General features: G+C 72.2%; 20 protein-coding genes. 13 read left to right on the forward strand and 7 right to left on the reverse strand.

The window, feature by feature from the left end:
- Positions 1 to 253: 253 nt before the first annotated feature.
- Entirely contained in the window at positions 254 to 553 is a 300-nt protein-coding gene (locus ACI794_RS00245) for a hypothetical protein (protein ID WP_456602839.1), read from the forward strand.
- Entirely contained in the window at positions 550 to 2973 is a 2424-nt protein-coding gene (locus tag ACI794_RS00250) for a hypothetical protein (RefSeq protein WP_456615441.1), read from the forward strand. The genes ACI794_RS00245 and ACI794_RS00250 overlap by 4 nt, the downstream gene beginning before the upstream one ends.
- On the opposite strand, the gene ACI794_RS00255 is transcribed toward ACI794_RS00250, so the two are convergent.
- Entirely contained in the window at positions 2963 to 4081 is a 1119-nt protein-coding gene (locus tag ACI794_RS00255; RefSeq protein ID WP_456602837.1) for a glycosyltransferase family 4 protein, read from the reverse strand. The genes ACI794_RS00250 and ACI794_RS00255 overlap by 11 nt on opposite strands.
- 254 nt (positions 4082 to 4335) lie before the next feature.
- On the opposite strand from ACI794_RS00255, the gene ACI794_RS00260 reads away from it, so the two are divergent.
- The gene (locus tag ACI794_RS00260; RefSeq protein ID WP_456615442.1) at positions 4336 to 7350 is read left to right on the forward strand and encodes a rhamnosyltransferase WsaF family glycosyltransferase; all 3015 of its coding nucleotides are present in this window, start codon (positions 4336 to 4338) and stop codon (positions 7348 to 7350) included.
- A gap of 47 nt (positions 7351 to 7397) precedes the next feature.
- A complete protein-coding gene (locus ACI794_RS00265; RefSeq protein WP_456615443.1) occupies positions 7398 to 8711 on the forward strand; it encodes a glycosyltransferase in 1314 nt (437 codons plus the stop codon).
- 21 nt (positions 8712 to 8732) lie between these two features.
- On the opposite strand, the gene ACI794_RS00270 is transcribed toward ACI794_RS00265, so the two are convergent.
- From ACI794_RS00270 to ACI794_RS00285, 4 genes are all read right to left on the reverse strand, one after another.
- Positions 8733 to 9902, reverse strand: coding sequence for a class I SAM-dependent methyltransferase (locus tag ACI794_RS00270; protein WP_456602834.1), 1170 nt, complete (start codon positions 9900 to 9902; stop codon positions 8733 to 8735).
- A 13-nt stretch (positions 9903 to 9915) separates the two neighbouring features.
- Positions 9916 to 11250, reverse strand: coding sequence for an ABC transporter ATP-binding protein (locus tag ACI794_RS00275; RefSeq protein ID WP_456580661.1), 1335 nt, complete (start codon positions 11248 to 11250; stop codon positions 9916 to 9918).
- Positions 11247 to 12059: an ABC transporter permease gene (locus ACI794_RS00280; protein ID WP_456580660.1), complete on the reverse strand. Its 813-nt coding sequence runs from the start codon at positions 12057 to 12059 to the stop codon at positions 11247 to 11249. Before ACI794_RS00280 ends, ACI794_RS00275 begins: the two co-directional genes overlap by 4 nt.
- Positions 12060 to 12267: 208 nt before the next feature.
- Positions 12268 to 13230, reverse strand: coding sequence for a glycosyltransferase family 2 protein (locus ACI794_RS00285; protein WP_456602833.1), 963 nt, complete (start codon positions 13228 to 13230; stop codon positions 12268 to 12270).
- A 42-nt stretch (positions 13231 to 13272) separates the two neighbouring features.
- Here ACI794_RS00285 and ACI794_RS00290 point away from each other — a divergent pair, with 42 nt between their 5' ends.
- The gene (locus tag ACI794_RS00290) at positions 13273 to 14370 is read left to right on the forward strand and encodes a glycosyltransferase family 4 protein (protein WP_456615444.1); all 1098 of its coding nucleotides are present in this window, start codon (positions 13273 to 13275) and stop codon (positions 14368 to 14370) included.
- A gap of 131 nt (positions 14371 to 14501) precedes the next feature.
- Here ACI794_RS00290 and rfbA read toward each other — a convergent pair whose 3' ends face one another.
- A complete protein-coding gene (gene rfbA / locus ACI794_RS00295; protein WP_456615445.1) occupies positions 14502 to 15365 on the reverse strand; it encodes a glucose-1-phosphate thymidylyltransferase RfbA in 864 nt (287 codons plus the stop codon).
- 135 nt (positions 15366 to 15500) lie between these two features.
- Here rfbA and ACI794_RS00300 point away from each other — a divergent pair, with 135 nt between their 5' ends.
- The 4 genes from ACI794_RS00300 to glfT1 all read left to right on the forward strand — a co-directional run bounded on the left by ACI794_RS00300 (position 15501) and on the right by glfT1 (position 19229).
- Complete coding sequence (locus ACI794_RS00300) at positions 15501 to 16637, forward strand: glycosyltransferase family 4 protein (protein WP_456602830.1); 1137 nt, start codon at positions 15501 to 15503, stop codon at positions 16635 to 16637.
- 87 nt (positions 16638 to 16724) lie between these two features.
- Entirely contained in the window at positions 16725 to 17549 is an 825-nt protein-coding gene (wzm, locus tag ACI794_RS00305; protein ID WP_456580655.1) for a galactan export ABC transporter permease subunit Wzm/RfbD, read from the forward strand.
- 10 nt (positions 17550 to 17559) lie between these two features.
- Positions 17560 to 18327 (forward strand): galactan export ABC transporter ATP-binding subunit Wzt/RfbE, encoded by a 768-nt coding sequence (wzt, locus tag ACI794_RS00310; RefSeq protein WP_456580654.1) that lies wholly within the window; start codon positions 17560 to 17562, stop codon positions 18325 to 18327.
- Positions 18324 to 19229, forward strand: coding sequence for a galactofuranosyltransferase GlfT1 (glfT1, locus tag ACI794_RS00315; RefSeq protein ID WP_456602828.1), 906 nt, complete (start codon positions 18324 to 18326; stop codon positions 19227 to 19229). The genes wzt and glfT1 overlap by 4 nt, the downstream gene beginning before the upstream one ends.
- A gap of 30 nt (positions 19230 to 19259) precedes the next feature.
- Here glfT1 and glf read toward each other — a convergent pair whose 3' ends face one another.
- Positions 19260 to 20447, reverse strand: a complete 1188-nt coding sequence (gene glf / locus ACI794_RS00320; protein WP_456580652.1) for a UDP-galactopyranose mutase — start codon at positions 20445 to 20447, stop codon at positions 19260 to 19262.
- A gap of 97 nt (positions 20448 to 20544) precedes the next feature.
- Between glf and ACI794_RS00325 the strand changes: the two genes are divergently transcribed.
- The 4 genes from ACI794_RS00325 to ACI794_RS00340 all read left to right on the forward strand — a co-directional run bounded on the left by ACI794_RS00325 (position 20545) and on the right by ACI794_RS00340 (position 24414).
- Complete coding sequence (locus ACI794_RS00325) at positions 20545 to 21510, forward strand: glycosyltransferase family 2 protein (protein ID WP_456615446.1); 966 nt, start codon at positions 20545 to 20547, stop codon at positions 21508 to 21510.
- Positions 21511 to 21535: 25 nt separating this feature from the next.
- The gene (locus ACI794_RS00330) at positions 21536 to 22660 is read left to right on the forward strand and encodes a mannose-1-phosphate guanylyltransferase (protein ID WP_456602827.1); all 1125 of its coding nucleotides are present in this window, start codon (positions 21536 to 21538) and stop codon (positions 22658 to 22660) included.
- Between the two features lie 22 nt (positions 22661 to 22682).
- Complete coding sequence (locus ACI794_RS00335) at positions 22683 to 23453, forward strand: SDR family NAD(P)-dependent oxidoreductase (protein WP_456602826.1); 771 nt, start codon at positions 22683 to 22685, stop codon at positions 23451 to 23453.
- A 70-nt stretch (positions 23454 to 23523) separates the two neighbouring features.
- Positions 23524 to 24414 (forward strand): DNA-3-methyladenine glycosylase family protein, encoded by an 891-nt coding sequence (locus ACI794_RS00340; protein ID WP_456615447.1) that lies wholly within the window; start codon positions 23524 to 23526, stop codon positions 24412 to 24414.
- Positions 24415 to 24521 lie beyond the last annotated feature (107 nt).

A 24521-nucleotide genomic window follows, 5' to 3' on the forward strand; every position in this document is an offset into this window, starting at 1 on the left:
TGCGCACCGCCGCCGGAGGGCAGGGGGTGCCGCCCTCGTCCTCCTGCTCCTCGCGGCGATCGTGACGTGGTGGTGGTGGAGCGGGCATGGTGGCTCTGACCCGGCTCCGGTCGCCGACCCGGGGACAGCCGCCGGGGGGGCCGCGGCCGGGGGTCCGACCCGGACGACCGCCCCCGCCGGTGTCGACCCCGAGCGCACCTCCGCACCGGCGCCGGTTCCCGCGGAGACGTCGACGGTGCGCGGTGCCACGCCGGTGGATCCTGTCGTCACCTTCGCGGCCTGGGTGGAGGACACCGGGTCGGTCGAGGTCAACGGCTACGTCGCGGGAGTCATCGAGTCGCACGGCAGCTGCGTGCTGACGCTGTCACGTGGATCCCAGAGCCTCAGCGTCGAGAACACGGCTGCTCCGGATGCGACGACCACCACGTGCGGGCTCCTGCAGGTCGCCGGTGCCGACCTGGCGGCCGGCACCTGGGAGGCGGTCCTGTCCTACCGGTCGGACACGTCGACGGGTGTCTCCCCGGCCGTGGACGTGGAGGTCCCGGCCAGATGAAGCGGCTCCTGACCCGGTTGGCCCTGGGGATCACGGTGATGGCCACTGCCGCCGGTCTGCTCGTCGCCGGCGGCTCGTCCCCCGACCGGGTCGACCTCGATGTCACCGCGGACCTGGGGCAGTTCAACCCCGGCAACATCATCAGCGACTCGGTGTTCTTCGACGGAGCCGGGATGAGCCCCGACGACGTCCGGAAGTTCATCGAGCTCAAGGGCATGAACTGCCGTGCGGGATCCGACGGGACACCGTGCCTCAAGGACTACCGCCAGGACACCACCGCCCGATCCGCGGATCAGTACTGCTCCGGCTATGCGGCCGGGTCCCAGGAGAGCGCGGCCACCATCATCAGCAAGGCAGCCCGGGCGTGCAACGTCAGTCCCCGGGTGCTCCTCGTGATGCTGCAGAAGGAACAGTCGCTGGTGACCAACACCGGGTCGTCACTGTACGAGCGGCGCTACCGGGAGGCCATGGGCTACGCATGTCCTGACACGGCCCCCTGCGACCCGGCGTACAACGGGTTCCAGAACCAGGTGTACAGCGCGGCACGGCGGTTCCAGGTCTACAAGGCTCATCCCACGTCGTACGGGTACCGGGCCGGTCGCACCAACACCGTGCTGTACCACCCGAATCGCGACTGCGGATCCAGCCAGGTCTACATCCACAACCAGGCCACCGCGGGCCTGTACATCTACACGCCCTACCAGCCCAACGCCGCTGCCCTCGCCGCCGGATACGGTTCCGGGGACGCCTGCTCGGCGTACGGCAACCGCAACTTCTGGCTGTACTTCACGGACTGGTTCACGTCCACCCAGGCGCCGGGGGAGTCGGCCTGGCAGCCGCTGGGTGCGCTCGACTCGGTGACCGCCCGCACGGGGAACCAGGTGGACATCCGGGGGTGGGCGGTCGACCCGGACACCACGGCCCCGATCAGCGTCCACGTCTACGTCGACGGGCAGCTGCAGGGTTCGGTGACGGCCGATGCTCGCCGCGACGACGTGGCCGCCGCGCTGCCGGCGTGGGGAGGCGCGCACGGCTACGAACGGACGATCGGTGTCACGCAGGGCATCCACGAGGTCTGCGTGTACGCCATCAACGTCGGCGCTTTCGCCCCGAACACCAAGCTCGGCTGCCGCACCGTGGACACCCGGGGGCTGCCGCTGGGGTCCATCGACGCCGCTGTGCTCCGCGAAGGGCAGGGGGAGCTGACCGGTTGGGCCCTGGACCCGGACAGCTCCTCGCCGACCGCGGTGCACGTCTACGTGAACGGCGCGTGGGCGACGCAGGCTCTGGCCGACCAGCCGCGCCCGGACGTGGCAGAGGCCTACCCGGCCGCGGGGACGGCGCGTGGTTTCCGCATACCCGTACCGCTGCAGCCTGGTCGGAACGAGGTGTGCCTCTTCGCGATCAACTCGCCGTCGGGCGGGCACAACCCGCAACTGGGGTGCTGGACCACGACGTTGGAGGTGCGACCCGCTGGCCGTGCCGACGTCTCGGGCGGACCGCGGGCGATCAGCGTCTCGGGCTGGGCACTGGATCCCGAGACGGCCGGCCCCGTCGACGTCCACGTCTACGTCGACGGGCAGTGGGCGGCCGCGCTGCGCGCGGACCAGCATCGCGACGACATCCCTGCCGAGTTCGCGGACCTGGGCAGGCGGCACGGCTTCTCCGGAGACGTCGCCGTCGCCCCCGGTGAGCACGAGGTCTGCACCTACGCCATCAACGTGCGCCAGGGAACCGAGAACCCGCAGCTCGGCTGCTCCACCGCGCTCGTCGGCGTCCCCCCCATCGGGAACCTCGAGGTGGCGTCCGCCGAGGGGGCCACCGTCGCCCTCCGAGGGTGGGCGCTGGACCCGGACACCTCGGCGCCGATCGACGTCCACCTCTACGTCGACGGCCGGATGGCCTCGCACGTCACGGCGGATGCGCCGCGCCCGGACGTCGAGGCCGCGCACCCGGGCACGGGGTCGGCGCACGGGTTCGCCACCACGGTCGTGCTCGCGCCCGGCCGCCACGAGGCCTGCGCGTACGCGATCAACGTCCTCGGTGGCAGCGCACCCAACACCCGGCTGGGTTGTCTCGCGGTCACCGTGGCGCCCAGCGTCGAGCCGCGGGGCGCGGTGGACGCGGTGACCGCAGAAGCGGGGCACCTGGTCGTGCGGGGCTGGGCGTACGACCCCGACCTCCCCGCGCGCTCCATCGACGTCCACTTCTACCTGGACGGCCGGTACGCCGGGCGGCTGACCGCGGACCAGTCCCGGCCGGACGTCGCAGCGGCGATCAGCGGGGCCGGGGAGGCCCACGGGTACACCGCCTACCTGGGCCCGCTGTCGGGCCGGCGGACCGTGTGCGCCTACGCCATCGACACGGCCGGTGCGGTCAACCCGCTGCTGGGTTGCGCGACCCTGACGGTCACCGGCTGACCGCTCTCCGATACGCCTCCAGGGTGGCCGCCGCCGTGGCGTGCCAGTCGAACCGTCGGGCGCGCTCGCGGCGCTGCTCGCGCGCGCCCGACGGTTCCGGCTCCGTCGCGGCACGGAGCAGGGCGTCGGTCAGGGGCGCCTCACGCCCTTCCGGGACGAGCGTCGCGACGGCGGGATCGTGTCCCACCACCTCCCGGATGACCGGCAGGTCGGACGCGACGACCGGAGTGCCGCAGGCCAGGGCTTCGAGCGGAGGAAGCCCGAAACCTTCGTACGCGGTCGGGTAGACCAGGGCAGTGGCGCCGGCGACGGCTGAACGCACGTCGGTGTCCGGGAGGTAGCCGGTGAGGCGGATCCTGGACGGTGGGATCCCCTCCAGGTCCAGCTGCGGCCCCCAGCCCTCCGGCCCGACGAGGACGAGCCCGGGTGCATCCGGGAGGGTGGCCAGCAGGGCGCGGTAGGCGGACAGCAGGAGCGGCAGGTTCTTGCGCGGCTCGAGGTTGCCCACGAAGAGGAAGTAGCGCGACGGCAGGTCCAGCCGCCGGCGCATGACGTCGTCCGGCGCTTCCGCGGTGAACCACTCGGTGTCGACCCCGAGATGCGTGACGGCCAGCCGGTCCTCCGCGACGCCGTAGGTCTCGGCCAGCTCCTCGGCCACCGACCGGCTCGGGGTGAGCACCATCCGCGCCCGCCGCAGGCCGAGGGGCACCAGGTCGCGGTAGGCGCGCGCGGCCGGGGTGACCGAGTCCCGCCGGTGGAGGAAGGAGAGGTCGTGCACCGTGACGACGCCCGCGGCACGGCCGGTGGGCGGGAGCACGAAGTTCGTGGCGTGGAAGACGTCGGCGGGGCCGGTGAGCCGGGTCACCGCCGGCCACTCCGACCGGGCCCAGAGCCGGTGCAGCAGGCGGGCCGGGGCGGGCGGCCCGACAGCCGTGGCCCCGGGCGGGAGCTGGGCTGGCAGCGCGCGGCGACCGCGCGCGGTGAACGCGACGCAGGCGACCGCGAGGTCGTCCCGGCCGACGGCCAGCTCCCGGGCCAGGGAGGCGACGTACCGGCCGACCCCCGTCCGAGGGCCCAGGAGGGGGGTCGCGTCGAGAACTACACGCACGTCAGCATCTCCCGGCACAGCCGTTCCATCCGGACGGCCGCGCCCTGGGGGGCCAGGTAGGTTGGGGGCTCCGGTGCCCCTGCCCGTCGCGCGGGGAGTTCCCGGATGAATCGCACAGCCGACCACCACGGGAGCCGTTAATCGTGACCTCCTCCTCGTCCGACGCCTCGCCCGAGGCCCTGGAACCAGTCTCGCAGGCGGTGTCGGACTCAGCAGGGCTGCCGGGTGAACCTGCCACCGTCACCGATGCACCTGTGATCCCGGAGAGCCTGCCGACGGGCTGGAAGCAGCGGGTCAGGGAGACGGTCCGCGACCGGCTGCCCGAGGGGAGCAAGCAGCGCGCGGTGGCGAAGGCCGCGCTGTCGACCTACCGCGAGGTGCTGCACACCGCCGGCACGATCCGGTCGCTGTGGGCCATCCCCGGCGTCGTCGAGCCGACCGCGCCCTCCTACCGCAGCTGGCTGCGCGAGCACGAGGCGACCCCGCAGGAGCGGGACGCCCAGCGCGAGTACTCCCGTCGCGCCTCGCACCCGGTGTCGGTCCAGGTGATCATCCTGCCCGGCAAGGGTGCCGTCGGCGACACCCTCGCCTCGCTCGAGGAGCAGTCCTGGGAGCACTGGACCGCGGTGGCCTGCGACCCCGTCCTCCCGTCGTCGGTCGAGCCGGCGGTCAGCGGACGGGTCGTGCAGGCGGGAGGCATCCCGGTCGAGTCCGCCAACACGCACGTGATCCACGGCGACGCTGACCTGGTCGTCCTGCTCCAGGCCGGTGACCGGCTCCGTCCGGACTGCCTCTACCAGGTGGCGATGGCGGCCCGGCGCGACCCGCTCGTGGACGTCATCACCTGGGACGACGACGTCCTGGACGGCGACCGGCCCACCGATCCGCGGTTCCGGCCGTCGTGGTCCCCCGAGCTCCTGCTCGGCGCCCCCTACGTCGGGCGGGCTTTCGCCATCCGCCGCGCCCGGTACCTGGCCGCAGGGGGTCTGCGGGTCGACGCCGGCGAGGCCGGCCACTGGGACCTCCTCCTCCGCGCGGACTGCGAGCCGGAGCGCGTGACCCGGGTGACCCGTGTCCTGAGCAGCGTCCCCGAGCGGGACCCGGTCCCGGACGACGACGCGGTGCGCATCGTCCAGCAGCACCTCGACCGGAAGGGCATCACCGCGCGGGCGGAGCCGGCGCCCGGTGGAACGGTGCGGCTGCGCTGGACCCCGGCGGAATGGCCGTCGGTCAGCATCATCATCCCGACGCGTCACAACCGGCCGATGCTGTCGACCTGCCTGCCGTCGCTCGAGGGCACGGACTACCCGACCTTCGACGTGGTGATCGTCGACAACGGCGGGCAGACGCCGGAGAACGAGCAGTGGTACGCCGGACGCGGCCTCGACTACCCGGTCGAGGTCCTGTGGTGGCACGAGCAGCCGTTCAACTACAGCGCCGTCAACAACGCCGCGGTGCGGGCCTCCTCGGGGGAGGTGCTGGTCTTCCTCAACGACGACACCGAGGTCCTCGACCCGCAGTGGTTGAAGGAGCTCGTGGGCTGGGCCATGCAGCCGGAGATCGGGGTGTCGGGTCTCCAGCTCACCGGGCCGGACGGGAAGATCCAGCACGCCGGGGTGATCCTGGGCATGGGTGGGTTCGCCGACCACGTCTTCGAGGGCATGGCGCCCGGCAGCGACTCGATGTACGGGCCGACCGACTGGTATCGCAACGTGCTGGCCGTGACCGGGGCCTGCTGCGCCGTCCGCCGTGAGTTGTTCGAGCAGGTGGGCGGGTTCGACGAGCGGTTCGTCCTGTGCGGCTCCGATGTGTCGCTGGGCCTGGACATGGTCCTGGACGGCCGCCGGAACATCTGCTCACCGTTCTCCGGCATCCGGCACCTGGAGTCGGCCACCCGCGGCACGACCGTGCCGACCCAGGACTTCTTCGCCAGCTACTGGCGCTACAACACCTGGCTGTTCGGCGGCGACCCGTACTGGAACCCCAGCCTCTCCCTGGGCAGCCGCACGCCCGCCCTGAAGGGCCGGCACGAACCCAGCCCGCAGCAGCGCCTGGCCGGTCCGCTCGGCCGCGACTTCACCGCGTTCCGGCAGCGCAACGACGCCGCGGAGTCGCGCATGCTCGCCGACATGTGCCGGGCACTGCCGGCCGACGTGGCGGCCATCGACGCGCTGCACCGGGAGAACGCCGAGCCGTTCGCGGTGCGGACGGTCAACTGGTTCATCCCGGACATCGACAGCCCGTTCTACGGCGGCATCAACTCGGCGCTCCGGATCGCGGACGAGCTGGCGCGCAACCACGGCGTCGAGAACCGCTTCGTCGTGTGGGGCAGCCCTCCGGACCACTTCGTCCGGTCGGCGCTGGCGGCGGCGTTCCCCTCACTGGCCGACTCGCAGATCGTCTTCTACGACGGGTCGCGGGAGAGCCTGTCCGACGTGCCCGAGGCCGACGTCGGGATCGCGACGCTCTGGGTCACCGCCTACGCGCTGGCGCACGCACCCAACATGAAGCGGAAGTTCTACCTGATCCAGGACTTCGAGCCGATGTTCTACCCGGCCAGCACGCTGTACGCCCTGGCGGAGGAGACCTACCGCCTGGGGCTGTACGGGCTCTGCAACACCCACAACCTGCAGAAGATCTACGCCGAGGACTACGACGGCAAGGGCATGGGGTTCATGCCGGCCGTCGACGGATCGGTCTTCCACGCCCGGTGGCGGCACGAGCGCACACCGGGTTCGCCGGTGACCGTGTTCGTCTACGCCCGTCCCGGTCACTGGCGGAACTGCTGGGAGATGGCGTCCCTGGCGCTCGAAGAGCTCAAGCGTCGTCTCGGCGACGGTGTCCGCATCGTGACGGCCGGCGCCTGGGCCACCGGGCAGGGCGCGGACGAGGACATCAAGCCCCTCGGGTTGCTGGCCTACCGGGCGACCGGTGAGCTCTACCGGAACAGCGACGTGGGCCTGGCGCTCACCGTCTCCAAGCACCCGTCGTACCTGCCCCTGGAGCTGATGGCCTGCGGCGTTCCCGTCGTCGCGTTCGACAACCCCTGGGGGCACTGGATCCTCGAGCACGAGGAGAACTGCCTGCTCTCCAAGCGCACGGCGGACGACCTGGCCGACCAGCTGGAGCGTCTGTGCCGGGACAAGGCGCTGCGCGAACGGCTGTCCACGCGAGGCCTCCAGGACATCGCCGAACGGCACGGGGACTGGGACCGTGCGCTGAGCGGGATCTACGACTACCTCTGCGACCCCGAAGGGAGGGGCGCCTGACCGCCCCGGGCGTCCTCTTCGTCACCGCTGAGCCGCTGGGCGTGCGGATGGCCGGACCGGCCATCCGCACCCTGGAGCTCGCTCGCACCCTCGCGGCGGAACCAGTGATCGGTGCGGTCACCGTCGCGTCCCTGTCCGAGGTGGGCATCAGCGACCCGGCGGTACAGCTCACTGCCGCTCGCGATCGGGCGCACCTGCGTGAGCTCGTCCGGTCGGCGGGGTCGGTCGTCGTCCAGGGAGACGTGCTCGGGCTGCACCCCTGGCTGGCCGAGTCAGACGTGCCATTGGTCGTCGATGCGTACGACCCGTTCCACCTCGAGCAGCTGGAACGCACCCGCGGGCTCGGTGAAGGAGCTCGCCGGGCGGTGGTCAGGGACTGCATCACGGCGCTGAACGTCCAGTTGTCCCGTGCCGACCTGGTGCTGTGCGCCTCGCGGCGCCAACGCGCCCTGTGGTTGGGGCATCTCGCCGCGCTCGGCCGGGTCAACCCGGTGACCTACGACCGGGCCCCGGATCTCTCTGCCCTCGTGGCCGTCGTGCCGTTCGGCACCCCGCGCCGCCCCCCGGTGGACGGCGACCGGCACGCCCTGGCCCGGGCGCACCCGTCGATCGCGCCCGGCGACGTGGTCGTCGTCTGGGGCGGCGGGATCTACGAGTGGCTGGACCCGGTCACCCTCGTGCGCGCGATGGCAGAGGTCGAGCACCGTGCGCCGCGGTTGCGTCTCCTCTTCCTCGGGACCCGCCATCCGGTCGCCGGCGTGGAGGGGAACGCGGGGGAGGCCCGCCGGGCCGCCGAGGAGGCGGGCGTGCTGGACCGGACCGTCGTCTTCCACGAGGGCTGGGTACCCTACGAGGAACGCGATCGGTGGCTCCGTTCCGCCGACATCGCGGTGAGCACCCACTGGGACCACCTGGAGACCGAGTTCGCCTTCCGCACACGGGTGCTGGACTACCTGTGGTGCGGACTTCCCGTGATCACCACGGCCGGCGACGAACTGGCCGACGTGCTGTCGGGCCGCGGCGCCGGCCTCGTCGTGCCGCCGGGGGACGTCGAGGCGCTGAGCGCCGCGCTCCTCGAACTGGCCGGATCGCCCGGTGCGCGTTCATCGCTCGGCAACGCGGCGCGTGACCTGTCCGCCGAGCTGGCCTGGGACCGGGTGGCGCGTCCGCTGGTGGCGTTCTGCTCCGCGCCGCGGCGGGCGCCTGACCTGGCGCTCGATGCGGTGGACCGGCTCCAGCTGGGTCTCCGGCCGGCGGGACCTCCGCGAGGCACGCTCCGCCGGCGGATCGCCGCCGCCCTTCGCGAGGGCGGCATCGGGCTGGTGGCCCGCCGGCTGCTCGCTCGCGTGCCCCGCCGCTGACCGCCGCGCAGGAGGCCGACGTCAGCCCTCGTCGCGGCGGCGCAGCTTCTTGAGCCTCGTGAGGGGTGAGCGGCGGGTCTCGCCGAGGGGGCGCGGTGCCGGCACCTGCGCACGGAGCTCCTCGATCTCGTCGTGGAGCTTCTTCACCTCGGCCTCGTGAGCGGTGCGCACCGCCTCGGCCTCCATGCGGGCCTCCTCGCGCTGGGCGATCGCGGCGTCCCGCCGCGCGGCCATCTCGGTGTAGTGCTGCGCCGACAGCCGCGGCAGGAGCAGGAACTCGGCGTGGCCCACCTGCTCGGCGAAGGGCGCGAATCGCCGCTTCTTCCGCATGACCACGATCGAGTCGTAGAACGCCATGCTCGCCACGTGGTCGGTCCAGACGGGCTCGACGGGGCCGGGGCGGTGGTAGCCGTTGATGTCGTCGATGCGGTCCTTGCACCACTCGATGAAGGTCCCCGGACGACCGACCCCACCCTGGTAGGCGTCCCAGTAGGAGGTGTGGCAGTCCTCGGTGAGGAGCACCCCGTCCTCGGCCAGCAGCGGGAACAGGGTCTCCGCGGTGACGATCTGCTGGCGCATCTCGTGCCCGCCGTCGTCGATCACGATGTCGAACGGCCCGTACTTCTCCACCAGGGACTTGAGGAACTCGGGGTCGGTCTGATCGCCGATCTCGACGACGTGGTCGGGGGCGGCCACCTGCTGGGCGCGCTCGTCGATGTCGGCCCCGACCAGGACGGCATCCGGACCGAAGTACCAGCGCCACATGTCCAGCGATCCGCCGCGGTACACGCCGATCTCCAGGATGCGCACCGGCGTGCCCCGGAATCGCGCGAAGTGCTCCGAGTAGACGGGGAAGTAGTGGATCCACTTGTCGAGGATCCGACCGGTCCGTTTGGTGGAGAAGTAGCCGAACAAGTCGTCCGAACGCAGCTCGGCGAGCCCGTCGCCGAGGTAGAAGGCGGCCCGGTAGCACTCGTTGGCGAGGTAGTCGATGTCCCCGGCCGCGCGGAGGGTGTCGCCGAGAGCGCGCGCCATGCCCGCCGAGGTGTCGGCGGAGTCCAGCGCCTGCCGGATGGACGTGCGCTCCTCGTCGGTCAGCCCGCCGTTGGAGGTGATGATGCGCTCGACGTCGTCGTGCGTCTTCTCTGCCAGGGCGAGCAGGAGCGACTTGAGAGTTTCTTCGGTGATCATCGGGGTTCCTCGCTCAGTGGGAGGTCAGCTCGTCGGCCGCCGGCAACGCAGCCTGGTGGGTCCAGCGTCCAGACATGCGGATGAGGCCCGGCTCGGTGACGGCGTCCTCCGCGCGCACCTTGAGGACGAAGGCCCGGTCGATGTAGTCGTACATGTGTCCCTTGTCGACGACCGCGGCGCTGACGAGGTACTCGCCCGGCTGCAAGGGCAACGAGTCGAGCGAGTAGTCGACCGTGCCTCGGCCGCGTGGCAGGGCGAAGGTGTCCGGGCCGTAACCGGAGTTCGGTCCGGCGGCCTGGACCCCGGACTCGTGCACGAAGGCGAGCCCGAAGGTGACCTCCGGGATCTCGGTGCCGGCGTCGTAGGAGATCCGCAGCGTGCAGGGGCGCCCGGTCGTGAGGAACTTGCGGTCCGCTCCGTGCTCGTCGAGGTACTGCACCCCGGTCACGCGGACCTCGCCGGAGCCGCGTCGCGGGGTCTTCCCCTCGAAGCCGTCGGGGTCCGCCGCTGACTCGACGAGCGCGTCGCTCTCGCCCTCGCTCTCCTTCTGGTCCGTCGCGGCCTCCTTGGCGTTCACCTCGGTGAGGTAGGAGTCCACCACCTCGCGGGCGGGGCCGACGTGGCGCAGCGTGCCGCCGTCGAGCCAGGCCGCCTCGTCGCAGAGGTCGGACACCAGCGCCAGTGAGTGGGTCACCAGAACGATGGTGACGCCCTTCCGGCGGAGCTGGTACAGGTGGTCGAAGCAGCGGCGCTGGAACGCCTCGTCCCCGACGGCGATGACCTCGTCGATGATGAGGATCTCGGGATCGAGGTTCACCGCGATGGCGAAGCCCAGCCGCACGTACATGCCCGAGCTGTAGACCTTGACGGGGGTGTCGATGAACTCCCCGAGGCCGCTGAACTCGATGATGTCGTCCATGGCGGCGTCGATCTGCCTGCGGGTCATCCCGAGGATGGACCCGTTCAGGTAGATGTTGTCGCGGCCGGACATCTCGGGGTGGAACCCGGCGCCGAGCTCCAGCATGGCCGAGACCCGGCCGGATGCGGTGATCGTGCCGCTCGAGGGGCGGTGGATGCCGGCGACCAGCTTGAGCAGCGTCGACTTGCCCGACCCGTTGTGCCCGATCAGGCCGAAGGTCTTGCCTCGCGGGATGTCCAGGGAGACGCCCTTGAGGGCCCAGAACTCCTCGTGGCGGGACTGGCGGCGACGAGCGCTGAAGAGCTCCTTGACGTTCGTCTTCCGGTCGTTGTGGAGACGGAACTTCTTGGTCACGCCCCGCACCGCGATGGCCACGTCGGCGGCTTCGGCGCGGCCGGGTGCGGTGTCGTTGCCCAGTGGTGCGGTCACAGGTCCTCGCTCACGTCGGCGGCCTTTCGCTGGAAGAACCACCACCCCACGGTGAGCATGGCCAGGCTCAGCGTCGCCAGGTATGCGAGCCGGCCCCACCCGGGGAACTGCAGGTCCCAGAGCACATCGCGGAACGCCTCGATGAACGAGGTGATGGGGTTGTACTCGTAGATCCGCAGCCACGGGTGCTCGGCGTAGAGCTCGGTGACCAGGGTGATGGGGTAGATGATGGGAGAGGCGTAGAACAGCAGGCCCAGGAGCACGGTGACGATGTACGCCACGTCCCGGAACCGGGCGTTGAGGATCGCGAGCAGCATGCCGAGACCCAGGGCGAAGGCCCCCAGCATGAGGAGGAGGACGGGGACCATCAGGAACGTCCAGCTGATGTTCCAGACGAGGACGTAGACGAGGAACAGCAGCCCGAACTCGATCGCCGTCTGGTTGAGCACGGCGAGCGCCGAACCCATGACCGGCGCGAACGGCGGGAAGTAGATCTTCCGCAAGAGCGGCCCCGCACTCACCAGTGCTCCCATGCCGCTCGTCGTCACGGCGTGGAAGAAGTTCCACGCAGTGAGGGCGGTGAAGAGGTAGATCGGGAAGCTCTCGAGCGTCCCGTTCCCCGCGACCGGTGTGGGGAACCGGAGGATGAAACCGAAGACGATGCTGTACGTCGCCAGCGTGGCGAGCGGGTTGATCAGGGACCAGGCGGAGCCGAGCAGGCTTCCCTTGTACTTGCCTTTGACCTCGCGGTTGGCGAAATTGCCGATCAGCCCGCGGTACTGCCACACGTCCCGCACAGCCTGCGTCATGCTGCGGATTCCACCTGTCTTCTTCGCGTGCGCCGGTGCGCCGGCAACACGTTGATCACCGCCGATCGGGGTCTCCGAGGGCCCGGACCGGTGTCGTGCTCACTGCGTGCGGGACTCGCAACGCCGTCCGACACACGCTAACACCGGGCGGTGCAGGGCCCCCGCCTTCCGGCGGGTCGCGCCACGGCCGTCGCTCGGGACCCTTCCGTCACGCGGGGGGCGGTCGACGAGCGCCTGACGACCGCCGGAGTGCCACCGCGCGCGGCAGGTACCGGAGCGCGTCCCGGGCGACGGCCAGCCGCAGGGGGAGTCGCATGTTCCAGGGCAGCGGTCCGCTCCTGCTGCCGCGGTGCCGCAGCGCCAGCGAGGTCGTCGTCAGGAGGAACCGGACGTAGGCACGGAGGACCGTCGGCCACGGGGCCCGGCGCATGAGCATCCACAGCCGGTTCCGCTCGTTGTGGTACGCGAAGAGGCGGGAACTCTGGTCGGTGGTCGCGGAGTGGGCGTGCCGGACCACGGCCGTCGGCTGGTACCGGATGGCCCACCCCGCGTCGCGGAGGCGCCACGACAGCTCCGTGTCCTCGTAGTAGAGGAAGAACTCGGTCGCGAAGCCCCCGACGGAGCGGACCGCCTCCGTGCGGAGCAGTGCGGCTCCGCCGCTGAAGCCGAACACCTCCCGGGGGTCGGCGTGGTCCTGGGGCCGTTCGCCGTACCCGATGTCCGTGCCGTACCAGGTTTCGAGCAGCGTGACGCCTGCGTTGTTCACGGTGGGGACTGCCCGGTCGGCGAGCAGGATGAGAGAGGTGACGGCGGCGCACCCCGGGTGCGCCCGGGCTGCGGTCATCAGCTCCTCCAGCCAGTGGTCGTCGGCCACCGCGTCGTTGTTGAGCAGGGCGACGAACGGGGTGTCGACGGCGTCGATCCCGGCCTGCACCCCGCCGGCGAACCCCAGGTTCTCCACGGTCCGGATCACCCGCACGTCGGGCCGCGCCGCGAGCAGTTCGGCGGTCCCGTCGGTGGACGCGTTGTCGACGACGAGGACGCGGTGGGGGAACGTCTGACGCCGCAACGAGTCCAGGCAAGGCGTGAGGAGGTGTGCCCCCTGCCAGGTCACCACCACGACGGTCACGTCGTCGTCGCCGCCGGCCGGAGGGTTCGGCGTGGTCCTCATGGTCGGCACGGTAGGCGTGCCGCTGCCCGTAGGCTGAGACGGGTGCGGGTCGCCGTCGTGCTGGAGCAGGTGCTGTCCCGGGTGCCCGGCGGGACGGGGCGCTACGCCGGTGAGGTCGCCGAGGCCCTGGCGCGCCGGGCGTCCCCCGGGGACTCCGTGACCGGGTGGACCGCGTGGCACCGCGATGCCGGGGCGGCTCGGCGGCCCGGAGTGCGCGGCCCGCGGAGGCTGCCCTTGCCCGCACGGCCGCTGACCGTCGCGTGGCAAGTGGGTGCTCCACCGCGTCCGCGGGGCGCCGACGTCGTCCACGCACCGACACTGCTGGCTCCTCCGCGCCGGCGCGGGGTCCCGCTCGTGGTGACCGTGCACGACGCGGTGCCGTGGACGCACCCCGGGACGCTCACCCCCCGGGGGGTGCGCTGGCACCGCGCGATGGCCCAGCGGGTCGGCCGTGGCGCGGACGCCGTCGTGGTGCCCACCGAGGCGGTGGCCCGCGAGTTGCGCGACCACGTCGAGCTGCGGGCGCCCGTGGTGGTCGCCGGAGCCGGGGTGAGTGACCGGTTGCGCGCACCCGCCGATGCCGCCGATCGCCTGACGAGGCTCGGGCTGACCGGTGGCCACCTGGTCACGGTCGCGACCCTGGAGCCCCGGAAAGGCCTCGACGTGCTGCTCACGGCGCTCGCCGCGGCGGGTGGCGAACTCCCGCCGCTCGCGGTCGTGGGTCATCCGGGATGGGGTGGGATCGATCCCTCCGCCATGGCGACGGACCTCGGCCTGCCGGACGGCAGCGTGCGCCTGCTGGGCGGCGTGTCCGACGCCGACCTGGCCGCCGTCCTCTCGGGCGCCGTGCTCGCCGTCGTCCCCAGCCGGGCGGAGGGTTTCGGGCTCCCGGTCGTGGAAGCCATGGCTGCAGGGGTGCCCGTCGTGACCTCGGACGCCCCCGCCCTCGTCGAGGTCGGCGGTGGGGCCACCCGGGTGGTGCCCGCCGGGGACGGCAAAGCCCTCGCGGGGGCGCTGGAGGAGCTGATCGCCGATCCCGGGGAGCGGGCTGCGCTGCGTGCCGCAGGGCTCGCGCGTGCCGCCGACTTCACCTGGGACGCGGTGGCCGACCGGCTGTGGTCGCTGTACGCCCGCCTGTGACGCTGGTGCGGGGGGACCTGCGGGCAGCCCGCGGCACGTGTGCGTCCACGGCAGCTACGCCGACGGCAGGGTTGCCCGATCGTCCGCCCGCCTGCACCACGGTCGCCTGATGTCGTCGACCGTGGTGCAGCTCAGTCGGTCAGCACGCGGAGCAGGTAGCTCCCGTAGCCGCTCTTGACGAGGGGTTCGGCCAGCGCGCGGAGCTGGGTGTCGTCGATGTAGCCCCGACGCCAGGCGATCTCCTCGATGCAGCCGATCTTCCAGCCCTGCCGGTCCTCGACCACCTGGACGAACTCGGCGGCCTGCATCATCGAGACGTGCGTGCCGGTGTCCAGCCACGCCGTCCCGCGCGGGAGGACCGTCACGGTCAGCTGCCCGCGGCGCAGGTACTCGTCGTTCACCGCGGTGATCTCCAGCTCGCCGCGGGAGCTCGGCTGGATCTTGGCGGCGATGTCGACGACCTGGTTGTCGTAGAAGTAGAGGCCGGGGACGGCGTAGGAGCTCTTCGGCGTGGCGGGCTTCTCCTCGATGGAGATGACCCGGCCGGCCTCGTCGAACTCGACGACGCCGTAGTCGCTGGGGTTGGCCACGTGGTAGGCGAAGACGTGCCCGCCCTGCGGTTCGGTGTTCGCGCGCAGGCTCTGGCCCAGGCCGGTCCCGTAGAAGATGTTGTCGCCCAGCACGAGCGCGACCGGCTGGTCGCCGATGAAGTCCGCCCCGATCACGAACGCCTGCGCGAGGCCCTCCGGCCGCGGCTGGACGGCGTAGGACAGCTCGATCCCGATGTCGGTCCCGTCGCCGAGCAGCCGCTCGAACGAGGGCCGGTCCTCCGGGGTGGTGATGATGAGGATCTCCCGGATACCCGCATTCATCAGCAAGGACAGCGGGTAGTAGATCATCGGCTTGTCGTAGATCGGCATCAGCTGCTTGCTGATGCCCTTGGTGATCGGATAGAGCCGCGTGCCGCTACCGCCGGCCAGAATGATCCCTCGCACCGCGCAAGGGTAACTGTGCCCAATTGGCGCGCCCTTTTCGGCGGTAGTTCCCGGGCGGGCGCGCCGGTCGGTCCGGGCGTCCGCCGCTGCCGGTACGTACCGTGGGCGAGCAGGCGGCCGAACGGAGTGGTGATCATGCGCAGCGCCGATGTGCGGGTGCTGATGGACGCCACCGCGGTCCCCGAGAACCGCGGGGGCGTGGGGCGCTACGTGGACCAGCTGATCAGGGGTCTGGGGGACGCCGGCGCCGACCTGGTGGTCGTCTGCCAGCACCGGGACCTGGAGCACTACGGCAAGCTGGCGCCGTGCGCCGACGTGGTGGCCGCCCCTCGGGGTGCTGCCCGGCGCCCGGCGCGGATGCTGTGGGAGCAGACCGGGCTACCCCGGCTGGCCGAGCGGGTGGGCGCCGACGTCGTCCACTGCCCGCACTACACGATGCCGCTGCGCAGCGGTGTACCCGTGGTGACGACCCTGCACGACGCCACCTTCTTCACGCACCCCGACGTCCACCTGTCGGTCAAGCGGGCCTTCTTCCGCACCTGGACCAGGGCGTCGCTGCGCCTGGCCGCCCGGTGCGTGGTGCCCTCGCAGGCCACGCTGGACGAGCTCGCGCGGGTCACGGGGGCCGTGCACGGCCAGGTCGACGTCGCGCACCACGGCGTCGACCCCTCGACCTTCCACGTCCCGGACGAGGACGGCGTGCGCGCCGCGCGGGAGCACCTCGGACTCCGCGCGTCGCGGTACGTGGCGTTCCTGGGCACCATCGAGCCGCGGAAGAACGTGCCCGCCCTGGTCGAGGGCTGGCGCGCCGCAGTCAGCGACCTCCCGGAGCCGCCGGCGCTCGTGATCGCCGGTGGGCGTGGCTGGGACTCCCGCATCGACGACGCGCTGGCGGAGGTGCCGGGGGAGCTGGAGGTCCACATGCCCGGCTACCTCCCGCTCGATCTGCTCTCCGGGTTCCTGGGCGGGGCCGACGTCGTGGCCTACCCGAGCCTCGCCGAGGGCTTCGGGCTCCCCGTGCTGGAGGCGATGGCCTGCGGGGCGGCGGTGCTCACCACCACGTCGCTGGCCCTCCCGGAGGTGGGTGGTGACGCCGTCGCGTACACCGAGCCCACCGCCGAGGGGATCGCCGCCGCGCTGGGCGACCTGCTGCACCGGCCGCAGCGGCGCGCCGAGCTGTCCGCCGCGGCGATCACCCGCGCGGGCACCTTCACCTGGGCCGCCTGTACCGAACGGCACCTCCGCACGTACTCTCTCGCTGCATCAGCCTGACCGGCGAGCTCCGGTGGGCTCCGTTCGTCGGACGTGGAGGGGAGAGCGGCGCGTGTGGGAGCTCCTCTCGTCGACGCACCGCGCCCGGTGACCGCGCCGAGCATCTCGCTGGGGAGGGCGTTCGGGGACCTCCGGGCCGGCTGGCAGCAGCGCACCCTGTGGGGCCACCTGGGCTGGCAGGACATCCGGCAGCGCTACCGCCGGTCGGTCCTCGGGCCGGTCTGGATCTCGATCAGCATGGCCGTCACGGCCGTGGCGCTGGGCATCCTGTACGCGGGACTGTTCGGCAACCCCCTCGAGCAGCAGTTGCCCTACATCCTGGTCGGCTTCATCGTCTGGGGCTTCATCAGCGGCTGCATCATCGAGGGCGCCGACGTCTTCATCAGCAACGTCGGCCTCATCCACCACCTGCCCGCGCCGCTGAGCGTGCACGTCTACCGGCTCGTGTGGCGGCAGTCCCTGTTCCTCGCGCACAACCTCGTGGTCTACGCGATCATGCTCCTGGTGTTCCCCCAGCCCCTCGACTGGAGCAGCCTCCTGGCGTTGCCGGCCTTCCTCCTCCTCGCCGTGAACGGGGTCTGGGTCGCGCTGTTCTTCGGGATCGCCAGCACCCGCTTCCGCGACCTCACGCCGGTGGTGCAGAGCGTGGTGCAACTGGCGTTCTTCCTCACCCCGATCGTGTGGATCTACGAGGACTTCCTGAACAGCCCCAACCCGACGATCGCCGAACGGGCACGGCTGGTGGAGCTGAACCCGCTCATGCACTTCGTCGAGATCGTCCGGAGGCCGATGCTCGGGCAGGAGCAGGTGTGGCACCACTGGCTGGTGGTCGCGGGCATCACCGTCCTCGGCTGGCTGCTGACCCTCCTCGTCCTGCGGCGGTACCGGGCGCGGGTCGCCTACTGGGTATGAGGGCGCTGCGATGACGACGACGTCCACGAACACGGATGTGGGCATCTCCCTGACCGGAGCCTGCGTCGACTTCCCCGTCTTCGACGGGAAGAGCCGGTCGCTGAAGAAGACCGTGCTCGGCCTGGTCGGCGGCAACATCGACAGCGCGCGGAAGGTGCCGATCGTCGAGGCCCTGCGGGACGTGACCCTGGAGCTGGGCCACGGAGCGCGGGTCGGACTCGTCGGGCACAACGGCGCGGGGAAGTCGACCCTGCTCCGCCTGCTCTCCGGCATCTACGAACCCACACGGGGAACCGCCGAGATCCGGGGCCGGGTCGCGCCCGTCTTCGACCTGGGCGTCGGCATGGACCCGGAGATCTCCGGCTACGAGAACATCCTCATCCGGGGCCTCTTCCTGGGCATGACGCGCCGGCAGATGCAGGGCCGGATCGACGACATCGCCGAGTTCACCGAGCTGGGCGACTTCCTCTCGCTCCCGCTCCGCACGTACTCGACCGGCATGCGCATCCGCCTGGCGCTCGGGGTGGTGACCAGCATCGATCCGGAGATCCTGCTGCTGGACGAGGGGATCGGCGCCGTGGACGCCGCCTTCCTGGAGCGTGCGAAGGAACGGCTCGCGGACCTCGTCGAGCGGGCCGGGCTGCTGGTCTTCGCCTCGCACTCGGAGGACTTCCTGCGCCAGCTGTGCGACTCGGCGCTCTGGCTCGAGCACGGCCAGGTGCGGGCGCAGGGCCCCCTCGACGAGGTCCTGGGGCTCTACCACGGTGGCTCCTCGTGAGCCTGCCCGGTGGCCCGGGGGAGCTCGTGGTGGCCGTCGTCTGCACCAAGGACCGTCCCGCGACCCTGGCGAGGAGCCTGGACGCCCTCTGCCGGCAGTCCCGCCCGGTCGACCACGTCGTGGTGGTCGACAACGGCAACGACATCGAGACCGAGCGGGTGGTGGACTCGATCGGGGTGCCGACGACCTATCTCCCCTCCAAGCGGAACCTCGGCGGGGCGGGTGGCTTCGCCCTCGGCATGCTGTACGCCCTGTCGCTCGGGGCTGACTGGGTCTGGTGCGCCGACGACGACGGCCGGCCGGCCGACGACGAGGTCCTCGCCACCCTCCTGGGGCAAGCGCAGGCCCTCGACCTGGACGAGATCTCCCCGATGGTCCTGGACATGGACCACCCCGAGCGGTTGGCCTTCCCGCTCCGTCGCGGGCTCCGCTGGCGGCACTGGCACGAGGACTTCCGCGGGATCCACCTGCTGGACGGTTACGCCTCGCTGTTCAACGGTGCGCTGTTCCGGGCCCGCGCCCTCGAGGTGATCGGGGTGCCCGACTACCGGATGTTCTTCCGCGGCGACGAGACCGAGATGCACCGGCGGCTCATGCGCTCCGGCCTGCGGTTCGGCACCACGACGGGGACGGCGTACCTGCATCCCAGCGGCTCCCGGGAGTTCAAGCCGATCCTGCGGGGAGCGCTGTCCGCCCAGTACCCCGACGACGAGGTGAAGCGCTTCTTCACGTACCGCAACCGCGGCTACCTGATGGCTCAGCCCGGCATGAGGTGGCTGTGGCCGCTGGAGATGATCCGGTTCAGCTGGTTCTTCCTGGTGTCCCGGCGCGACCCGGCCGGGTTCCGCGACTGGCTGAGGCTGACCCGTGCCGGCCGGCGGGAGCGGTTCGTCCGCCGCTGAACGGCCCGTCGCGGCGGGCGCCGCCCTCCGTCAGTCCTCCAGGCGGCCGTCGAGCGAGGCGCCCTGGTCGAAGAACGGCCGGATCCGGTTGTCGAACATGGTCAGCGCCGACCCGATCGCCATGTGCATGTCCAGGTACTTGTAGGTGCCGAGCCGGCCACCGAACAGCACCCGCTTCTCCGCCGCCTCCTTGGCGGCCAGCTCCCGGTACCGCTCGAGCTTGGCGCGGTCCTCGGGCGTGTTGATGGGGTAGTACGGCTCGTCGCCGGTCTCGGCGAACCGTGAGAACTCCCGCACCACGACGGTCCTGTCGGTCGGGTAGTCGCGCTCGGGGTGGAAGTGCCGGAACTCGTGGATCCGGGTCCAGGGCACGTCCTCGTCCGCGTAGTTCATGACCGAGGTGCCCTGGAAGTCCCCGGTGGGCAGGACCTCGGTCTCGAAGTCCAGCGTCCGCCAGCCCAGCTCCCCGGCCTCGTAGCCGAAGTACTTGTCGATCGGGCCGGTGAACACCGTCGGGACGTCGGCGGGGAGCTCGTCGCGGACGTCGAACCAGTCCGTGTCCAGCCGCACCTCGATGTTCGGGTGGTCGGCCATCCGCTGCAGCCAGGCCGTGTAGCCGTCCTTCGGCAGACCCTCGTAGGTGTCGTTGAAGTAGCGGTTGTCGAACGTGTACCGCACCGGCAGGCGCGCGATGACGGCGGCGGGCAGCTCGGTGGGATCGGTCTGCCACTGCTTCTTCGTGTAGCCGCGGATGAACGCCTCGTAGAGCGGCCGGCCGATCAGGGAGATGGCCTTCTCCTCGAGGTTCGCCGCCTCTGCGGTGTCGAACTCTCCGGCCTGCTCGGCGACGAGGGCGCGGGCCTCGTCGGGGGAGAAGCTCCTGCCGAAGTACTGGCAGATCGTGGCCAGGTTCATCGGCAGCGAGTAGGTCTGCCCCTGGTAGATCGAGTAGACCTTGTGCTGGTAGTTCGTGAACTCGGTGAACTGGTTGACGTACTGCCAGACCCGCTCGTTCGACGTGTGGAACAGGTGGGCGCCGTACACGTGCACCTCGATGCCCGTCTCGGGCTCGGGTGCGGAGTAGGCGTTGCCCCCGATGTGGGACCGGCGGTCGATGACCAGCACGCGCTTGCCGAGCTGGCTCGCGGCCCGTTCGGCGACGGTCAGACCGAAGAAGCCGGATCCGACGACGACGAGGTCAGGGGCGTCCGTGCTCATGCCGCCCGACACTACCGGTGGGGGTCCGGTCCGACCGGGCGAGCGCCGAGGCCCCCGTCTCCCGGGCGTGGGCCGGGCGAGACGTACTGTCCGCAGGGTGAGCGATGTGCCCGCCGACCCGCCGTTGCGCGTGGTGGCCGTGACGTACTCGCCCGGGGAGTCCCTGAGCGGGTTCCTGGACACCCTCCGCACGGCGACCACCCGGCCGCTCGACGTGGTCCTCGCGGACAACGGGTCCACGGACGGGGTGCCGGAGCGGGCCGCCTCCGGCGTCGCCGACGTCCGGCTGCTGCGCACCGGTGGCAACGTGGGCTACGGCGCGGCCGTGAACGCCGGGCTCGCCGACGTCCGGTCCGGGTGGGCCCTCGTGGCGAACCCTGACCTCCGCTTCGAGCCCGGGTCGGTCGACGAGCTGATCGCGGTGGCGCGGCGGTGGCCGCGGGCGGCGACCGTGGGCCCCGCCATCCGCTCGCCGGACGCCCGGCTGTACCCGTCGGCGCGTGACCTCCCCTCCTTGTCGACGGGGACCGGGCACGCCCTCCTCGGCTGGGTCTGGCCGGGCAACCCGTGGACCGCCCGGTACCGCCGGGAGCGGGAGGAGCCGCGCGAGCGGACCGCGGGCTGGCTCTCCGGCTCGTGCCTGCTGGTGGACCTCGAGGCGTTCCACTCCGTGGGCGGGTTCGATCCCGGCTACTTCATGTACTTCGAGGACGTCGACCTGGCTGCCCGGCTCGGTGAGCGCGGCTGGCTGCACGTCTACGCCCCGACCGCCGTGGTCGAGCACGAGGGCGGCCACTCGACCCGCCGCGACCCGCACCGGATGCAGCGGGTCCACCACACCAGCGCGCTGCGCTACCTGGTGCGCCGCCATCCGGGGCCGTCGCGGTTGCCGCTGCGCGTGGCCCTCCGCGCCGGGCTCGGTGGCCGGATGCTGGTCTCCTACGTGAGCGCTCGCGTGGGGGCCGGTGCACCGCCCCAGAGGTCCGCGGAGGCGCTGCCCCGCTCGCGCCGGCGTCCGTGGCGCCGGCGGGGTGACGAGGTGGGCGGGGCGTCCCCGGGATGACCGTTCGAGGACGAGGGGGGCCCACGTGCGCCACGCAGTGATCATGGCCGGTGGCTCCGGTACGCGGCTGTGGCCGCTGTCCCGGGCCGCCCGCCCCAAGCAGCTCCTGGACGTGATCGCCGACGAGGAGCAGGGTGCCGCGACCGGTGCCCCGCGTGGTGCCCACAGCCTGCTCGCCGAGGCGTTCGCCCGTCTCGAGGCGGTGCTGCCCGCCGAGCGGATCTGGGTCTGCACCGCGGCCGGCTACGGCGAGCAGGTGCGCACCGCGCTGCCGCGGCTCGGTGCCGACCGGCTGATCCTCGAACCCGTCCCCCGGGACACGGCGAACGCCGTGGGGCTCGCCGCCGCGCTGGTCGCGGACGTGGATCCGGACGCCGAGCTCGCGGTCGTCAGCGCCGACCACGTCATCCGCCCGGTCGAGCGCTTCGCCACGGTGCTGCGCACCGCGTTCGAGGTGCTCCGCGACCGGCCACGTGCGCTGGTCACGCTCGGCATCACCCCGACCGGCCCGGCCACCGGGTTCGGGTACGTGCGGCGCGGTGCATCCAGCGGCACCGCCGGCGTGGCCGAGGTCGACTCCTTCCGGGAGAAGCCCGACCTGGCGACGGCGCGGCAGTACCTGGCCTCGGGGGAGTACCTCTGGAACTCGGGCATGTTCGTCTGGCGGGCGGGCACGGTCCTCGAGGCGCTGGCCGAGCACCTGCCGGCGTCGGCCGAGGGGCTGGCGCGCATCGTGGCCGCACCGGCGGGGCAGGCGCGCGACGACGTCCTCGCCGCGGTCTTCCCGACCCTGCCGAAGATCAGCGTGGACTACGCGGTGCTCGAGCCGGCCGCCGCTGAACCCGGGCGGGTGCTGGTCGCGGACCTCGACGTCGACTGGCTGGACGTCGGCTCCTGGCCCGCGCTGGCCCACACCCTGGACCACGACGGCGACGGCAACGCCGTCAGCGGGCTCACCGTCCTCCTCGACAGCTCCGGCAACGTCGTCTTCAGCGACGACCCCGACCACCTGGTGGCGCTGGTGGGGGTGCGCGACAGCGTCGTCGTGCACACCGCGGACGTGACCGCGGTCTGCCCCGTCACCGAGGCCGAGCGGGTGAAGCAGCTGCTGACCGCGGTGGAGGAGCGACACGGCCGTCGCTTCAGCTGACCGCCGTGGTTGGCTGCGGGACATGAAGAACTTCGACGTCGCCGCCGTGGTCAGCGGCGGGGCCTCCGGTCTCGGTGAGGCCACCACGAGAGCCCTCGCCGCCCGGGGTGCCGCGGTCACGATCATGGACCTGAACGAAGAGCGGGGGCAGGCGCTCGCCGCGGAGCTGGGTGGGCACACCACCTTCGTCCGCACCGATGTCACGGACGAGGCCTCGGTGCAGGCCGCCGTCGCCGAGGCGACCGGCAAGGACCGGCCGCTGCGGATCGCGATCAGCTGCGCCGGGATCGGCCTGGCGCAGCGCACGGTCGGACGCAGCGGCGAGCCGCACGAGCTGGGCGGGTTCACCCGGGTCCTGGGCGTGAACCTGATCGGCACCTTCAACGTCCTGCGCCTGGCCGCCGCGGCGATGGCGCAGACCGAACCGGGTGAGGAAGGGGAGCGCGGTGTCGTCGTCAACACGGCCTCGATCGCCGCGTTCGACGGCCAGATCGGCCAGCTGGCGTACTCGGCGTCCAAGGGAGGCGTCGTCGGCATGACCCTGCCGGCGGCCCGTGATCTCTCCAGCGTGGGCGTGCGCGTCTGCACCATCGCGCCGGGGCTCGTGGACACGCCGCTGCTCGGCTCGCTGCCCGAGGAGGCGCGGGCGGCGCTCTCCGCGGGCATACCCTTCCCCAAGCGGCTCGGCCGTCCGTCGGACTTCGCCGAGCTCGCGCTCGCCATCGTCGAGAACGGTTACCTCAACGGGGAGGTCATCCGGATGGACGGTGCGCTGCGCATGGCCCCCCGCTGAGCACCCGGAGCACCTCCTGAGCACGAGCACGAGCCCGGCCACCCGGGCCGCCGAGCACACGGTGGCCTGGGTGCCGGGCTGGCCGCTGGACGTGGGGCGGGCGCTGTCCCCGCACCGCCGGGGAGCGGCAGATCCCACGATGCAGGTCGCCGAGGGCCGTCTGTGGCGGACCACGACCACGGTCGAGGGGCCGGCCACGGTGGCGATCAGCCGCGAGGCGGGTGCGGTGCGGGTCGACGCGTGGGGTCCCGGGGCCGAGCGCGCGGCGGCGGCCGTGCCGGGCTGGCTGGGTGCCGACGACCGGCCGGAGGAGTTCCGGCCGGGGGGATCGCACCCGCTGGTGGCCGAGCTCCACCGTGCGCACCCGGGACTGCGGCTGGGGCGCACCGGCCGCGCGTGGGATGCGCTGGTGCCCGCCGTCCTGGAGCAGAAGGTGACGACGGCGGAGGCATACCGGGTCTTCCGCGAGCTGTGCCGCCTCGCGGGCGAGCCGGCACCCGGCCCCGCTCCTCAGGGCATGCGCGTGGTGCCGTCGGCGCGCCGGGTGCTCGAGGTCACCGACTGGGAGTGGCACCGCTGCGGTCTCGACGGGGCCCGGCGCCGCGCGCTGCGGGCGGTGGCCGGGGTCGCGCACCGGCTGCAGGTTGACGAGGGGTGCGACTCGGCCGAGCTGCAGCGGCGGTTGCGGACCGTCCCCGGCATCGGTGTCTGGACCGCGGCCGAGGTCGTCCAGCGGGCGTGCGGCGACCCCGACGCGGTGAGCGTCGGGGACTACCACCTGAAGAACGTGGTCGGCTTCGCGCTCACCGGGCGGCGGCACACCGACGACGAGGAGATGCTCGCGCTGCTGGAGCCCTGGCGCGGCCAACGGCAGCGGGTGGTGCGGTTGCTCCTGGCGGGCGGGCCACGGCGCCCCCGGCGTGGCCCGCGCTTCGCGCCGACCGACCACCGGCGCATCTGAACCAAGCGGCGCGAGTCACCACTCATCGTGGCGACGCGCCGCGCGTTGGGCGATCGTTCGGCCTGTACCTTCCGGCGTGCGCGGACCGCGGCGGCCTGCCGGACGGG

Source organism: Blastococcus sp. SYSU DS0541 (assembly GCF_054050875.1).